General features: G+C 51.6%; 12 protein-coding genes and 2 pseudogenes. 2 read left to right on the top strand and 12 right to left on the bottom strand.

The window, feature by feature from the left end; all coding sequences use genetic code 11:
• Window positions 1–59 precede the first annotated feature (59 nt).
• Window positions 60–1,001 (bottom strand): muramoyltetrapeptide carboxypeptidase, encoded by a 942-nt coding sequence (gene ldcA, locus CRI63_RS00310; RefSeq protein ID WP_135518144.1) that lies wholly within the window; start codon window positions 999–1,001, stop codon window positions 60–62.
• Window positions 1,002–1,100: 99 nt separating this feature from the next.
• Here ldcA and emtA point away from each other — a divergent pair, with 99 nt between their 5' ends.
• Window positions 1,101–1,712 carry a membrane-bound lytic murein transglycosylase EmtA gene (emtA, locus tag CRI63_RS00305; RefSeq protein ID WP_130205637.1) on the top strand — a complete coding sequence of 204 codons (612 nt, stop codon included), beginning with the start codon at window positions 1,101–1,103 and terminating at the stop codon, window positions 1,710–1,712.
• A 1-nt stretch (window position 1,713) separates the two neighbouring features.
• Here the strand turns inward: emtA and CRI63_RS00300 are convergent.
• Window positions 1,714–2,447: pseudogene (locus tag CRI63_RS00300) on the bottom strand (flagellar brake protein).
• Window positions 2,448–2,645: 198 nt separating this feature from the next.
• Here CRI63_RS00300 and CRI63_RS00295 point away from each other — a divergent pair.
• Entirely contained in the window at window positions 2,646–2,900 is a 255-nt protein-coding gene (locus CRI63_RS00295) for a GlsB/YeaQ/YmgE family stress response membrane protein (RefSeq protein ID WP_000511315.1), read from the top strand.
• 49 nt (window positions 2,901–2,949) lie between these two features.
• Here the strand turns inward: CRI63_RS00295 and CRI63_RS00290 are convergent, their stop codons facing one another.
• The 10 genes and pseudogenes from CRI63_RS00290 to dhaK form a co-directional block, all read right to left on the bottom strand.
• Window positions 2,950–4,920, bottom strand: a complete 1,971-nt coding sequence (locus CRI63_RS00290) for a TonB-dependent receptor (protein ID WP_135518142.1) — start codon at window positions 4,918–4,920, stop codon at window positions 2,950–2,952.
• A 25-nt stretch (window positions 4,921–4,945) separates the two neighbouring features.
• Window positions 4,946–5,800 carry a ModD protein gene (modD, locus tag CRI63_RS00285; protein WP_135518140.1) on the bottom strand — a complete coding sequence of 285 codons (855 nt, stop codon included), beginning with the start codon at window positions 5,798–5,800 and terminating at the stop codon, window positions 4,946–4,948.
• A pseudogene (locus CRI63_RS00280) lies at window positions 5,797–6,610 on the bottom strand (methyltransferase domain-containing protein). The gene modD and the pseudogene CRI63_RS00280 overlap by 4 nt, the downstream one beginning before the upstream one ends.
• Before the next feature lie 9 nt (window positions 6,611–6,619).
• Window positions 6,620–7,378 carry an ABC transporter ATP-binding protein gene (locus CRI63_RS00275; protein ID WP_130258892.1) on the bottom strand — a complete coding sequence of 253 codons (759 nt, stop codon included), beginning with the start codon at window positions 7,376–7,378 and terminating at the stop codon, window positions 6,620–6,622.
• Window positions 7,375–8,355 carry an iron ABC transporter permease gene (locus CRI63_RS00270; RefSeq protein ID WP_130258893.1) on the bottom strand — a complete coding sequence of 327 codons (981 nt, stop codon included), beginning with the start codon at window positions 8,353–8,355 and terminating at the stop codon, window positions 7,375–7,377. Before CRI63_RS00270 ends, CRI63_RS00275 begins: the two co-directional genes overlap by 4 nt.
• Window positions 8,355–9,377: an iron ABC transporter substrate-binding protein gene (locus CRI63_RS00265; RefSeq protein WP_135518138.1), complete on the bottom strand. Its 1,023-nt coding sequence runs from the start codon at window positions 9,375–9,377 to the stop codon at window positions 8,355–8,357. The genes CRI63_RS00270 and CRI63_RS00265 overlap by 1 nt, the downstream gene beginning before the upstream one ends.
• 337 nt (window positions 9,378–9,714) lie before the next feature.
• A complete protein-coding gene (locus CRI63_RS00260) occupies window positions 9,715–11,412 on the bottom strand; it encodes an alpha,alpha-trehalase (RefSeq protein ID WP_135518136.1) in 1,698 nt (565 codons plus the stop codon).
• Between the two features lie 121 nt (window positions 11,413–11,533).
• The gene (gene dhaM / locus CRI63_RS00255; protein ID WP_135518134.1) at window positions 11,534–12,952 is read right to left on the bottom strand and encodes a dihydroxyacetone kinase phosphoryl donor subunit DhaM; all 1,419 of its coding nucleotides are present in this window, start codon (window positions 12,950–12,952) and stop codon (window positions 11,534–11,536) included.
• A 10-nt stretch (window positions 12,953–12,962) separates the two neighbouring features.
• Window positions 12,963–13,595 (bottom strand): dihydroxyacetone kinase subunit DhaL, encoded by a 633-nt coding sequence (gene dhaL / locus CRI63_RS00250; RefSeq protein WP_130259701.1) that lies wholly within the window; start codon window positions 13,593–13,595, stop codon window positions 12,963–12,965.
• Between the two features lie 10 nt (window positions 13,596–13,605).
• Complete coding sequence (gene dhaK / locus CRI63_RS00245) at window positions 13,606–14,676, bottom strand: dihydroxyacetone kinase subunit DhaK (RefSeq protein WP_130215987.1); 1,071 nt, start codon at window positions 14,674–14,676, stop codon at window positions 13,606–13,608.
• Window positions 14,677–14,734 lie beyond the last annotated feature (58 nt).

Raw genomic sequence — 14,734 nt, 5'->3', positions numbered from 1 at the left:
ACTCCTGATTACGCTGTCTCTTATATAAACCCTACCATATTAGCGGCAGAAACAGCGTTTTACTTAGCCCTGAATCGTGATTTTTTTACACTTTTAAGAACAGGATGACCACTAATCGTCAACTGTGTGCCTTCCTGGGTGTGATTAAGCGTGGCATGTGCGCCCAACGGCAGCGTAACTGTGCGTTGTTCATGACCAAAATCGAGGCCAGTTATGAGTGGAATAGACAGGCGGGAACGCAAGAACGCGTACACCGACTCCAGGTTGTAACCCGCGTCATAATCATTGGGCGTGCTACCACTGAAGCTACCGAGGATAATCGCCTTTTGACGCGGTAAAATTCCGGCATGATAGAGCTGTAACAGCATACGTTCGACGCGGAAAGGGTGCTCGTTAATATCTTCCAGCACCAGAATACCGTTCTCAATTTGCGGCATCCACGGCGTACCAATCAGCGAAATCAGCATCGCGAGATTGCCTCCCCACAATGTGCCTTCGGTCCGACACGTCGGGCCTTCCCCTTGCCATTCAATGGTGAATGTTTCATTGCGTAATGCCAGCCAGAAATGGTGCTCGGTAAAGGCGTTCAGCTCTTCCGCGCCAAAATTCGCCACCAGCATCGGGCCGCTAAAGGTGATGACATTACCCTGGGTCAGCAGTCCACACTGGATGGCTGTGAAATCGCTATGCCCGCAGATCAGCAACGGATCATGTTGTTGGCGAGCAACCAGCGCCTGCCAGTCAATATCCGCCAGTAAGCGGCTGGCACCGTAACCGCCGCGAACCGCCAGTACGATAGTGTTGGGTGATGTCAGCCCTGCAAGAGAATTAATATCCGCCAGACGCTCCGTTTCCGTACCTGCAAACCGCTCACAGCGACGGGCAATGACCTCTACGTTATTGACCTGATGACCCGCATCCATCAGGCGTTGAATACCGCGCTGCGCGGCGTGCTGATTAATGCAGTAACCCGACGGGGCGATTAAGTGAAACTGAGACATGGCAATTCCTTGCTGACAACAGAAACGAATTGTATATCATGCCGCTTAGGTGTGCCGTTGTCACCTCAACGGCGATTCCAGGCTATAAGGATAGATGAAGTGAAATTGAGATGGTTTGCCTTTTTGATTGTGTTATTAGCGGGTTGTTCATCAAAACATGACTATACGAACCCTCCGTGGAACGCGAAAGTTCCGGTACAACGTGCAATGAAGTGGATGCCAATTAGTCAGAAAGCCGGTGCGGCCTGGGGGGTCGATCCACAATTGATCACGGCGATTATCGCTATCGAGTCGGGCGGTAACCCGAACGCGGTGAGTAAATCGAATGCCATTGGTTTGATGCAGTTAAAAGCCTCCACGTCCGGACGCGATGTTTATCGCCGTATGGGCTGGAGTGGTGAGCCGACGACCAGTGAGCTGAAAAATCCAGAGCGTAATATCTCAATGGGGGCAGCTTACCTGAATATTCTGGAAACCGGCCCGCTGGCAGGTATTGAAGATCCGAAAGTACTGCAATATGCGCTGGTAGTGTCATACGCTAACGGGGCAGGCGCACTGCTACGGACTTTCTCCTCAGATCGGAAAAAGGCGATCAGCAAAATCAACGATCTGGACGCTGACGAGTTCCTCGATCACGTCGCGAGAAATCACCCCGCGCCGCAGGCTCCACGCTATATCTATAAACTCGAGCAGGCTCTGGACGCAATGTAACTCAGTCGCGTACTTTGTCCGCTTTCTCACGGGCTTCCCGCTCGAGTGAGAAAATAATTCGCTGTAATTGCCGCTCCACCGTCGGGCTGACGTTAAGAAAACGAAAGCTCAGACGGGGAGTGGAGACGGTTTCATTTTTACCATCGATCAATTTACGCTCGCTGATCGTCAGTAACTGGGCATCAAAGTGAAAAATGCCCCATTGTCCCATGTTGACTTCAATCTGTGCGAAGCGCATGCCTTCTTGCAATCCGGCAGGCTTTGCCGTTTCCAGTAATGCGCCCATGCCGCCTAACGACAAATCATACAGGCGAAAACGTAACGTGCTGTTATCCGCCAGTTTGGTCTGGCAAAAATAAGGCGGATGGAGCGGGGCGGAGATGCGGAAATATCGGCGTCGTTGTACAAACCATAAGGTGGGAGGCGGTGCGGTAATAAAGGCCGGAAGCTGCAGGTATTCACTTTGCTGTAATTGTTCAACAGTAAACTCGACTTTCGCACCCTGAGTTTCGGCGGTTATGGTAATGTGCTGCGCCTTAAGCACTGCATTGTTGTCTTCTGCTTGACTGCCGTAATCCAGCACCAGTTTATCCGGCTTATTGCCAGTATTTTGCTGATCAGTTGACCGTCAGTCCAACTGATACGCAAGGGAATTGCAGCTTTATGCAAATCGCGTAAAACGCCCAGTACTGCTAAAGGATTTTGTTTCAGGAACTGCTCATGGTAGTGACTCACGCGGAAAAACTCCTGACCGACAAACTGTCTTTGGTTTATCGGTGGCGATTAACAAAACTTTATACAAATGCGAATTTTTTTATCATGTCGACTGCAAATCAACCACCAGACGCCCGACATCAAACTTACCCTTGCCTATACTTAGAGCGTTGACGTAAGCATTTCTTGCGTCCTGTTCATAGAAACGAGGGCCTGAACATGGGAATTATTGCCTGGATTATTTTTGGCCTGATAGCCGGCATTATCGCCAAGCTAATCATGCCGGGGCGTGATGGTGGTGGATTTTTCCTGACCTGTATTCTCGGGATAGTCGGTGCGGTGGTCGGCGGCTGGCTGGCGACCATGTTTGGCATTGGCGGCTCCATCAGCGGTTTTAATTTGCACAGCTTCCTGGTGGCGGTGGTGGGAGCTATTCTCGTTCTGGGCGTATTTCGCCTCCTGCGAAGAGAATAAGATTTTCATAAGGCGGATAGCGATACAGATGCCGCTATCCGCTTTCACATCAGAACGTATACTCGACACCTGCCCAGAAATTGCGACCTTCTTCAATAAACCCTTCACTGTAGGCATATTGAGTATCAAACAGGTTATTGACCGACGCATTGACGCTGAAGCCATGACCTAAGGCGTAATCAGCTCGAATGTGGGTCACCGCAAAACCAGCGGCTTTTTGTGAACCGTCACTGTTGCTGTAGCTGGAGGAACGCGCCTCTTCCGACAGCGTTACGCTTAACGGCTCCCACGGTTTGAGAGTCATCCATGCGGTCATGGTCTGCGTTGGCAGATCGGTTATCTTGCCGATGTCTTTGCGTTTGGCGTCAGCGTGGATCAGGGCGTAGCTCAATCCTACATCCAGTATATTGCTGATTTTCCCCTTAATACCGGCATCCAGACCGCTGTAATCCACCGTGCCGCTGTTCTGGTTTTGAATGGTATCGGCATCGATATTGTGCGAGAGGATGGCATCACTCACCCGGTTATAGTAAACGCTGACCTCAAATCCCCAGTCGCGCGTGAAGGCACCATTCCAGGTTAAATCTACCCCGCGCGCGCGTTCCGGTTTGAGCTGTGGGTTAACAATCGCTATCTGGTTATACGCTGGTTTGGACGTGGTATAGCGTTCTTTCAGCGTCGGAAAGCGAGTGCGGTCATAGTACGAAAGTGCCAGCGTGTCTTCATTGGCAAAGTGGTATTTCCCCATTACCTGCCAGTTAAAAGCTGACTGATTGTTGTCGTCATAATGGGTGATGCTGCCATCGTTCTCATGTTTTTTCGCTTCTACGCTATCGCGCCAGTCATAGCTGATTCCCGCCACGACATCGACATTATCGGCGGCAGCCCATTGATATTCACTGGCGAGCGACCAGGTGCGATCTTCATAGCGATCGTAAGCGGCGTGCGGCGCACCTTTTTCCCGGTGTACGTCATCTTTCCAGTTAACGGCAAACGACAGCAGATCGTTTTCACGCACATCGGCTGCCAGTTGTAACCCGGCACCGTCGCTGTAATCGGAATAATGGCTGTAGCTGCCTTTTTTATTTTTCAAATCAGCCAGCGAGTTGTACATCATCAGCGTATTTTCAAAGGTGTCGCGATACAGCCGACTTTTCAAAGTAAAACGCTCGTTTAGCTGGGTCGTTCCCTGATAGTAAAAACTTTCTTTGTCATACTCCGGCCACTGCCAGTAGCGTGATTTCTGACCACTGTTTCCGCTGTATGGCGGGTTATCTTTTTCACCATCCTGCTTAATGTAAGTCAGTGTGTATTCATCGTTTTCACGCGGTGTAAAACCGAGCTTTACAATACCGCGTTTATCATCAGCCGATGAGTTAATCATCTTGCCGTGTTTGCCTGCAATATCGTTATTCACACCATGCGGCAGGCCGAGAAAATCCTGCTTTAGCTGGCTACCGCTGACTTGCAAATACCCCAGATCGTTGCTGGCGGCAAATGAAGCATGCATATCGTAGGCATTGTCCTGGCTACGGCTCCATCCCTGGCGATATCCCAGACTTGCTTCCAGAGGTTTCGTTGGCTTCTGGGTGGTGATATTAATGGCTCCGCCCATCTGATTAGGCCCCTGAAGCAGCGACGAGTACCCTTTGGAAACTTCGACCGCGCCCAGATTGTTGGTCAGAATCCGCGCCAGATCGAGGTTGCCGTCATAGGGAACATAAATCGGCACGCCGTCGAAATAGACCGGTACCTGACGGCTATCAAAACCACGAACTTTGACCTGTTCTTCGTTGCGGCTGCCTGACTTTTGCAGCACTACGCCAGGGACGACGCTTAATGCCTTAGCGACATTCTGTTTATCCAGGGCCTTCATGGTGGGTTGATCGAGAACGGTGGTCGTCGTCGATGATACGGGGTTGGACCATACGGTCAGCGTGTCGCTCTCCGGAGCCGCTACGGCCTGCTGGGTAAAGGCAAGTGATAATGCTGTGCAGAGATAACGTTTTTTGAGTCTCATAGAATAAATTCCGTTTAACAAAGAATTAAATAGAGGCTGCGGGTTGCAGACTGACTTTGATGTCAGCCGGTGTCGCGTAATAAGGCGCGGAAGTAATAAAAAGGCGAATGCCGCAGTCGAGGTAATTTTTGAGTGTCGTCAGATTAATTCCGCCGGTCAGAGCCAGCGTACAGTGGGGAGCCAGCGACGGCGCTATTTGCGCAATTTCAGTTGCCTGCTGCGGACTAAATTTGTCGAGCTGAAGTACGTCTGGTTGCGCGTGTAACGCGGCGATAGCCTCTTTCGGCGTGTCGGCTTCAACAACAATTTTCTTCTCGGGGGCGTGGCGACGTAACTGAGCGATTGCGCCCGACCAGTCCTGATTGTCAGCAAGAAAATGACGGTGGTTGGCGAACAATAATATGGTTTCCGCACATCCGGCACGGTGAATCAGCCCGCCAGCGGCAATGACAGCTTGTGTTGCCAGCAACCGGGTTCCAGGGATAGCTTTTCGGGTGCAGGCGATATTGCCGTCAGGATAACGTTCACGAAGCAACGCCAGCATTTGAGCGAGATAATCTGAGACGCCGCAACTCCACTCCAGTACGTTCTGGACCGCTTTCCATCCCTGATGAAGTGCTGCAGCGTCGCCGTAGGCTTGGATCAGCCGCTGACCTGCATCCGCTTGTGAACCGTCGCTGACCGCGTCATCAATGGTTAACCCCAGCGTGGTTAACATCTTACACGCGACAGAAACGCCGCTGACGCAGCCGCCCTGGCGGTGAAAAAACGCAATATAGCCAGGCTGGTGTCCAATATTTAATGCCCGCGTGGTCAGGTCACCGCCCTGGATATCTTCCAGAAGTAACGCATCGATTTGTGCCTGAGAAATGAAGATCATCGCAGTGCCTCCGGCGGCACGCTATCCCACCAGATGAGCGCCCAGTCGCGGCTGGCAGGGGCGAGGGTACGAGCATCTTGTTGTTGATACCAGCGATATAACCGCTCACGCTCATCGTCGTTAAGCGCGCCAAGACTCCAGCTGACGTTCTGCTCAAAACGTTCCCAGGTGCTGTTATCCTGTTGGCAATTTTGTCCACGGATAAAATCGACGTGAGCATAAATTCCCATTTGATACAGGACGTTGAGCGCAAAGATATAGTTGGGTAATTCGATCACTTCCCGACCTGCCGCCCGCTGAATGGCCGGGGAGACGAACGAGGTGCTGACCAGATGGGTGGTGTAGACGCGCAGCCGTGCCTGATTATTCAGTTTGCTCATTGCCTGGCGCATATCAGCCACCAGTGTGGATCGGGAAGCCACGGCAATATCGCAGCGTGGCAGGTCACTCCAGTCCTCTTCCCAGGCGCGCTGGATCCAGTGGACATTGTCTGCCTTCAGCGCGGCGGCGCGGCGGGCGGCAACGTTCAGCATCCCCTGACTGTAATCAACGCCATAAACCGTAGTGAGTTTGTCAGCCAGCGCCAGCGATACGGTACCTGGTCCGCAGCCCATATCGAATAAGGTCTGCGCGCCTTGCAGGTCAATTTTAGCGATCAGTTGTTGCAGGTAGCTGTCCGTTGGCGAGGCACAATTTTCAGCCATTTTCTCCGCCCGTTGGTCCCAGTGATCGGGCGTTTTTTTCTGTGCGGTGAGCCAGTTTGAGTTGCTGCAGATAAAGGTCTGCAAAATCAATATCATCAATGAGCATGATTGTTCCTTAGCGGCTAATTGCAGAGAGGTGATGATGAATTTGGTCGGCAGAAACCCGATACAGGGCCGCCAGTTTGTTCGTTGTTAACTGTTCGGTCGGTAAGCCTTGTGTTACTCGTCCATCTGGCTCTACCTGGATAATGCTGTCGGCAATGGCGTTGGCATGGAGCGGATGGTGAGTCGACATTAACATTGTCATGCCGTTATTTTTTAGCTGCGCCAGCGTGTCCAGAAGTTGGATCTGATGACCGAAATCGAGGCTGGAGGCGGGCTCATCCAGTAACAACAAGCGCGGTTGTTGGACGAGTGCACGGGCGATTAAAGCCAGCTGGCGTTCACCGCCGCTAAGGGTATTCCAGCGTCTTGTCGCCAGATGCAAAATACCCAGCTTTTCCAGTTGTTCCGTTGCTTTAAGGCGTTCTTGCTTACCGGGAACGGAAAAAGCGCCCATGGTGGGGGCCAGGCCCATCAACACCATATCCAGCACACTGAAAGCAAAAATACCGTCGTGCGCCTGCGGTACCCAGGCAATTGCTTGCGCGCGCTGGCGATGGTTAAGTGTCTGAACAGGGATGCTATCCAGTAAGATCTCGCCCTTTAATAACGGAATAACGCCAAGAATGGAGCGCATGAGTGTGGTTTTGCCGCAACCATTGGCGCCAAGCAGACAACAAATTGTTCCTTGCGACAGGGCGAAGGAAACGTCACTTAGCACCGGATGGCGGGAGTAACCCAGAGACGCATGACGGACGGCAAGCAAAGTCACTGGCGACCTCCGCGTAACAACAAAAGCAGGAAAAACGGTGCGCCAACAAAAGCGGTCAGAATGCCGAGCGGGATTTCTGTTGTCCCAATGCTGCGCGCCAGCGTATCGGTAAGCAGGAGCAGAATCGCGCCAGTACACATTGCCATGGGCAACTGTTGCTGATGGTTATGACCGGTCAACAAGCGGGCAATGTGCGGAACGACCAGACCAACCCAACCAATAATGCCCGCTATTGCTACCGTGCTGGCGGTGATTAGTGTGGCGCAGACAATCAATCCTAATCGCAGACGCGCAACATTCAGCCCCAGCGAGCGGGCTTCGTCATCAGAAAGCGTGAGTAAATTCATGCGCCAGCGGAGGAACAGCAAAGGAACGGAGCCAGCCAGAATGAGCGGTGCCGCGTAGTAAAGGTCGCGTAAGGTCACCGTAGACAGGCCACCGAGTAGCCAGAAGGTAATCGAGGGCAACTGGGTATAGGGATCGGCCAGCGTTTTAATTAGCGATATCCCCGCTCCGCACAGCGTCCCTAACGCAATGCCGACCAGCACCAGCGTGAGCACCGGATCGTGACGAGTCACCCGACATGTAATCAGCCAGACGCCCGCGACCACCAGCAGACCGCCGCAAAATGCATAGAGTTGGATGTAAGCTATCGATAATCCCCACAGGATTGCCGCGCAGGCACCAAGTCCGGCACCGGCGGAGACGCCTAAAATATCCGGTGAAACTAAGGGATTACGGAACATACCCTGATAGGTGGTTCCGGCGCCTGCCAGCGCAGCGCCCAGTAACAACGCCGCCAGAATGCGCGGCACGCGGATTTGCCAGAAGACAATTTGTTCCTGCACAGGAACATCTTCTTGACGAAGAATTAGCGCCAGCAGTTGCTGTATATCGAGATGATAAGCCCCATTTACGGCGGCAAAAGTGATACTGATAGCTGCCAGCAGCAGAATACATCCGTTCGCGGTTCTCATTAGCTCGCCACCATTTTTTGATAGTCGGCGTCACTTAATGGGCAATGCCAGAACAGTTGAGCGTAACGTTGCATATCGTTTTTAAACTGGCTGTTGACTGCGGGATCCAGCCAGGCGTGGAGTCTGCGCAATCCCAGAAGACGGTTGATTCCCGGCGGGGCATCCAGCCAGCCGAAAGGCAAGCCACTCAAAAACAGGATGCGATGTTCCGCAACGGCATTTACGCCCTGCCAGAGAGGATCGTTACGGATAAAGTTTGCAGTCACAGCATCCTGAACCAGAATAATATCCGGCTGCCAGCGCAGTAGATTTTCCATGGAAACCTGTGCCAGGCCGTGGCGATCGGCTATTTGCGCGACGTTGTGCAAACCTAATAATTCCGCCGCCTCGGTATGCAACGAACCCTGTAAGCCCGTTTCCAGCCCTCGGGGACCGCGCGCAGCATAAAAGCGGAGGTTAGCGGCGGGTGAGGTGGCGAATGCCTGAGCTTCACCAACGAAACGGCTGGCGAGATTGGCTTGTTCTGCGGCGCGGTGCTCTTCGCCTAACGTTTTGCCAAGCGTTGTTAACTGTTCTGCCGATTGCTCCAGTTTCCCGTTAAGCAATAACCAGGGTATTTGTGTCTGTTCGCTAACCTGCCGTGCCTGGGAGATCCAGGTTTCATCCGTATTGCCGCAATCAACGACCAAATCGGGCTGCAATGCCATAAGCCCTTCCATTGAAAGCGAACTGGCGCGCCCGGCGAGTCGTCCAAGTTTAGGTAAATGACGTATTGCCGGAGTTAATGGAATTGCCGCCTCGCGAGCAAAGTCAAAAGAAGAAAAACCGACCAGTTTTTCTGGCGCGACAGCCAGCAAAAGCAGATCGGCAGGCGCACCGGCACTGACAATACGCGTAATTTTTTGGGCTTCAGGAAGCGTCAATGAGGCCCAGAATTTAACTGATTGTGCAAAGGACGGCAGATGATGCAGGAACAAGGTAGACGCAAGAGCCTGCGTAAACATCCGTCTGGTTAGTGACATAAGTAATATCCTGACAATTAAAACCGCTATATATTTACATATATATCGATAAAGATCATGTTTGATATCAAGATTTGTCTAAAGAAACAGAATGATCTGCTTATTTGCTAAACAACGCTTTGTTCAACAAGAAAATTGTCAGGGAGAATGCGTGAGTGGCGGAAAAATATAAATAGAAGAGTAATGATTAATAAATTGATAATGTAAAATTAATATCTTCTCTGATATAAGAAAATTAAGACATAGATCGTATAATAATCGATGTTTGGTTTTTCGTGGAAAAAAAGAGCAATGCCAATTTTATGCGCGCAATGGCATTGCCCGATATACAGTAAAGTTAAGACGTAGGTACCGCCTCTTTTTGTTTAACCGGCTGTGTGGTTGATTTACCGGTCGGACGCGTTGCCGGAACATTGTCACACGGTTGTTCTTTCGGGCAGATCAAATCGAGCATTTTCAGCGTGACGCCATTGGTCCAGCCAAAGCCATCCTGCAACGGGTATTCGCCACCGCCGCCACCTGTTCCGGTGGTACTGACATCATATTTCTCGACCAGCTTCTTCTCCCGGTCATAAGTGTGCTGAACATTGGTCAGGAAGTGCCAGCTAATGTCCATCGCCACCTCGTTCTGCCCGTAGTTTTGCAACCCTTCAGTCGCCACCCATTGCAGGGGAGCCCAGCCATTTGGCGCATCCCATTGCTGTCCACTTTTCACCGATGTGGTGTTCAGTCCGCCTGGTTGCAACAGATGTGTTTTAGTGGCGGTAGCCATTTTGATCGCGCGATCTTTTGCTGCTGCATTGACATAAAGCGGGAACAGGGCGGCGGCAGTTAACTGATTGCGCACTTTATCGCTCTTCAGGTCGTAGTCGGCATACCAGCCATGTTGATCGTTCCACAGATATTTTTCGATCCCTTTCTGACGGGCATCGGCGAGCGTTTCATATTGGCTGGCCATCGCGTTATCCCCGGCTGCTTTACTGGCGCGGGAGAGGATTTTCTCCATTTTATACATCAGACTATTGAGATCGACCGGTACGATGCTGGTGGTGCGTAATGTATTTAACTGCTGCGGGTTGTCCATCCAGCGTGAGCTGAAATCCCAGCCAGACGCGGCGGCAGAACGCAGATCGCGGTAAATTTCAGTGGCAGGGCGGTTCGGATTACTTTTGGCGGTGGCAATATCTTCTACCCACGACTCCGGACGTGGCGTATCGTGGTCATCCCAGTAGCGGTTAAGAATAGTGCCATCCTTGAGTTTAACAACGCGTTTTTCCTGTTGCCCGGCCTGCAGGTTTTCAATACCGTCCATCCAGTACGCGTACTCTTTTTGCAGTTGCGGCAGATATTGTTTCAACGCGTCGTCACCTTCGTGTTGCGCGAGTAACTCCACCATCAAGGCAAAAAAGGGCGGCTGCGATCGGCTCAAATAATAGCTGCGGTTACCGTTTGGAATATGCCCATAAGTATCTATTTCATGACCAAAGTTGGCCACCATGTCAGACACTTTATCCCAGTGACCGCTTTCGGCAAGCCCCAGCATGGTGAAGTAACTGTCCCAGTAATACACTTCGCGAAAACGACCTCCCGGCACGACATAGGGTTTCGGCAACGGCAACAGAGAATCCCATTGTTCGGTACTTTCGGTAGAACGGGTTAACACCGGCCAAAGTCCGTCAATGTGTTCGCGCAGTGACTGCCCCTTTGGAGGCACATATTTTTCTCCCTCTTTCGGCAGGGTGAAATTGACGTTAACGAAATGGCGCAGATCGAACCCGCTCTGATTCTGCTGCATCCGGTAGTCTGCGAGGATCATTAATGGATCGCTGTTAGGAATGGCATCGGCAAAAGTTTTTTGATCAGGAAAAAGTTTGGCGTTTTGCACATCGTTAAACAGAGGGCCTAACAAAATATCAGGCGATTGTGGCATCACCGGTGTTTCTTCTGCCTGTGCAGATAGCGCGGCGGCACACAATAATACGGCAGCAGGTATTAACGCCACTTTCTGCGAGCGACGAGGGACAAGTGGTTTCATCAATCATTCTCCTTTGGCGATACCGAACAAAACGGTATTCAAGTATCAGAAAACCTTAGTTCAGGATCGCCGTAAGAGCATGATTGAAATCTTTTTCTGCGAACTGACAGACAAATCTAATTTAACTCTGATGCCTGAAGCATTGTGCTTTTACATCCAGCATTAGCGTCTCTTCAGGTTGAATCGAATACAGCTTCTCTCCCTGCTGACAAATCCAGCCAATACCCAGTTCGCGGGCAATTAGAGCGCTGTGGGATACCGGACTTCCGGCACTAAGGCAGATGCCCTTAACGACTGTCGGATCCAGTTGAAGTACCGTGGAGGGATAAATGTTCTCCGCCAGTAAAATGGTCGGCGCGCTAAACTGAGGGAGTTCTTCTTTTGTCTGTGTCAGGTGGAGCAGGGTGCGATGCAGAAGATCGTCCACATCAATATAGCGAGCCTGCAAATATTCATCATCAATCTGCTGGTATTGCTGGCTAAGTTCTTTAAGAACCTGCTGCCAGGCATACTCCGCCGTGCAATGTTCATGCTGAAGGAGTTCGCTTGCCGCTACCCGCAGTTCAGGATCGTCTAATAGTGTATGGTGGCCGGAAAAAATTGCTGCGATATCGTCGAGCCCGCTTGCTTCTGCCTTTGCCGTTAACGTCATCAGATCTAACAACGTGAAGTCAATTGCCTGGCGTAACCGTTCCTGTTCTTCTTCCACGCTCAGTGATGATTTTGCCTGTACTGTGCATAAAACCGGTTGATAATAAAAGGCTTTGCCTGTGACAGGCGGAACTGGACGCAGAGTTGGCGGTGCTATCTCTTCCATTTCACCAAAGTTATCTTCAGCCAACTGGCGAAAAGCGGCTAACGCCTCTTCAGCCTCTGGCCCTTTTGCAATCAGGCGCAGCGTATCGTTACAGCGGACTTGTAACAGCGCAATCTGGTTAATACTCTCCGGTGTTACGCACTTACCGTTTTTCTCCAACAACATGTCTGCATTAAATGTCGATAAGGTATAGACCAGTCGGGAGGCTGGACGGACGTGGAGTCCGTTACGGTTTTTAATCACCACTGCCAGAGAACGGGCTTCTTCATCGTGCGAGGGGCATATGTCGGAGATTTCAGTGGCGGATGATGGTAAACCCAGTTGTTCTCGTTTGGCTTCCAGCGCATGCATGGCGTCATGGATGACTTTGTCGATAGCCGCCCCCGAGGCTGCGCTGACGGCGGCTGCTAACGTTCCTTCGACCAACGGTGCAGCGCACAAACGTACTCTCGCGGCGATCTCTGGCGCCAGCAATTCCAGTGCGGTTTCTGCACTCAATAACGCACTCCCCATATCCATCATGACCAACACATGGTCGGCATCGGCAACGGATTCGATGGCTTCCATCACTTTGACGGCATCTGTACCGATGGGATTCTGCGGATCGTCAATTCCTGCGGCAATGGCGATTTTACAACTATCGCCCATTAACATCTGGCGAGCTAATTCACCGACACCTTCTCCCAGTCGGGCGCTATGTGAAACTATGACCAGGTTTACCATCACCAATTCCTTACTCTTTTGCGGCTAATGCCAACATTTGCATCATAAACATCACGGAGGTTGCACCAGGATCCTGGTGACCAATACTGCGTTCACCGAGATAACTGGCGCGGCCTTTGCGGGCTTGCATCGTAATCGTGCTTTGTGCGGCAGATTCCGCGACGCGACTGGCGGCTTCGAGCGCCGCCGGAACAGAAAGGTTTTGCTCACTGGACTGGCGTAACGACTCAACCACCGGCCCCCAGACATCGCACATGGTTTTATCGCCTGGTTCTGCTTTCCCCCGACTGATTACGCCGTCTGCGCCATCACGAAACATCTGATAAAGCTCTATCAACGTCAGGCTTTGACGTGCCTGAGTTGCCTGTGCCGCACGGATAAAGAACGTACCGAACAGTGGGCCGCTGGCACCGCCGACGCTGGAAAGTAACGTCATGCCGGTATTCTTGAGAATGAAACCGATGTCTTTATCCGCGATGGCAGGGAGTTTTTCCACCACTTTGCTAAAGCCACGATTCATATTCAGCCCGTGGTCAGCGTCGCCAATTTCACGATCCAGCCCAGTAAGATAATCGCTCTCTTTGCTGAAAATTTCTCCACAGCGAGTGAGCCAGGTAACAATTTGAGTTCTGCTCAGTGACATGGTTATCTCCTTATTTACCCCAGTTAAGCGCCGGGGTGTGGACCGGGGCGTCCCATAACGCCAGCGTTTCGTCATCAACTTTCAGCAAGGTGATGGAAAAACCGGTCATGTCCAGTGAGGTGCAATATGCACCGATTAAATTGCGCTCGATAGTCAAGCCAGCTTGCTGGCAACGCGTAGTCAGGCGGTTATAGACGCCATACAGTTCAGAAAGCGGTGTCGCGCCAAGATTGTTGACCAGCGCAATCACGCGATCGCCAGACTGAAGCGGTTGTTTAGTTTGCGTCTCTTCCTGCCAGCTACCTTGTCGATAATCCCAGAAGCGCAACGTGCGGTGATATGTGCCATTTTCCAGCAGTGTGTCGAACATTTCATCGACAGTTTGATCAAGAGAGGAGAAGGGGCGGCGGTCAATACCCGGCTCACCATGAATGCCGACACCAAATTCCATTTCATTATCTGCCAGCGTAAAAGAAGGTTTGCCTGCAGCAGGAACGGTACAGGCACCGAGGGCGATACCAATAGAGTGGCCCTGATTGTTCAACTTACGCCCCAGTTGTGCACAAGCCTCCAGCGAGTCGCCGCGTTCTGCCGCTGCGCCAACAATTTTTTCAATTAATACTGTATTGGCGACGCCGCGCCGCCCGGCGGTATAAAGACTGTCTTTTACTGCAACGTCGTCATCAATGACCACGGTGGTCACTTTTACGCCGCTATCGTGCAGTAATTCGGTCGCTGTTTCGAAGTTAAGAATATCGCCGGTATAATTTTTGATAATCAGCAGTACACCTTCGCCACCATCGATTTGCATGGCACATTCAAAAATTTTATCGGGCGTCGGTGAGGTGAAAATTTCGCCCGGACACGCCCCTGAGAGCATACCCTGGCCAATATAACCACAGTGCATTGGTTCGTGTCCGCTGCCGCCGCCCGACAATAACGCCACTTTTCCTGCAATTGGCGCATCGGCTCGGGTGACATACACCGGGTCCTGATGCAGTGCCAGCGAAGGATACGCTTTCGCCAGTCCCGCCAGTTGTTCGTTCAGTACGTCTTGCACATCATTGATCAATTTTTTCATTATTTTGCTCCAGCAATTAGGGTAGGGCATGGATGATGTTCAACGACACGGCGACCAC

Origin of the sequence: Escherichia sp. E2661 (assembly GCF_004745185.1) — a bacterium.
In the GTDB taxonomy this organism is placed as follows: Bacteria; Pseudomonadota; Gammaproteobacteria; order Enterobacterales; family Enterobacteriaceae; genus Escherichia.
The sequence above is the reverse complement of the archived record's forward strand: the minus strand, read 5'-3'. Positions and strand labels throughout refer to the sequence as shown.

Excerpts from the sequence above, each read along its gene's own strand:
- ldcA (WP_135518144.1), bottom strand. The coding sequence starts at position 1,001 with ATGTCTCAGTTTCACTTAATCGCCCCGTCGGGTTACTGCATTAATCAG.
- CRI63_RS00295 (WP_000511315.1), top strand. The coding sequence starts at position 2,646 with ATGGGAATTATTGCCTGGATTATTTTTGGCCTGATAGCCGGCATTATC.
- CRI63_RS00290 (WP_135518142.1), bottom strand. The coding sequence starts at position 4,920 with ATGAGACTCAAAAAACGTTATCTCTGCACAGCATTATCACTTGCCTTT.
- modD (WP_135518140.1), bottom strand. The coding sequence starts at position 5,800 with ATGATCTTCATTTCTCAGGCACAAATCGATGCGTTACTTCTGGAAGAT.
- CRI63_RS00270 (WP_130258893.1), bottom strand. The coding sequence starts at position 8,355 with ATGAGAACCGCGAACGGATGTATTCTGCTGCTGGCAGCTATCAGTATC.
- CRI63_RS00265 (WP_135518138.1), bottom strand. The coding sequence starts at position 9,377 with ATGTCACTAACCAGACGGATGTTTACGCAGGCTCTTGCGTCTACCTTG.
- CRI63_RS00260 (WP_135518136.1), bottom strand. The coding sequence starts at position 11,412 with ATGAAACCACTTGTCCCTCGTCGCTCGCAGAAAGTGGCGTTAATACCT.
- dhaM (WP_135518134.1), bottom strand. The coding sequence starts at position 12,952 with ATGGTAAACCTGGTCATAGTTTCACATAGCGCCCGACTGGGAGAAGGT.
- dhaL (WP_130259701.1), bottom strand. The coding sequence starts at position 13,595 with ATGTCACTGAGCAGAACTCAAATTGTTACCTGGCTCACTCGCTGTGGA.
- dhaK (WP_130215987.1), bottom strand. The coding sequence starts at position 14,676 with ATGAAAAAATTGATCAATGATGTGCAAGACGTACTGAACGAACAACTG.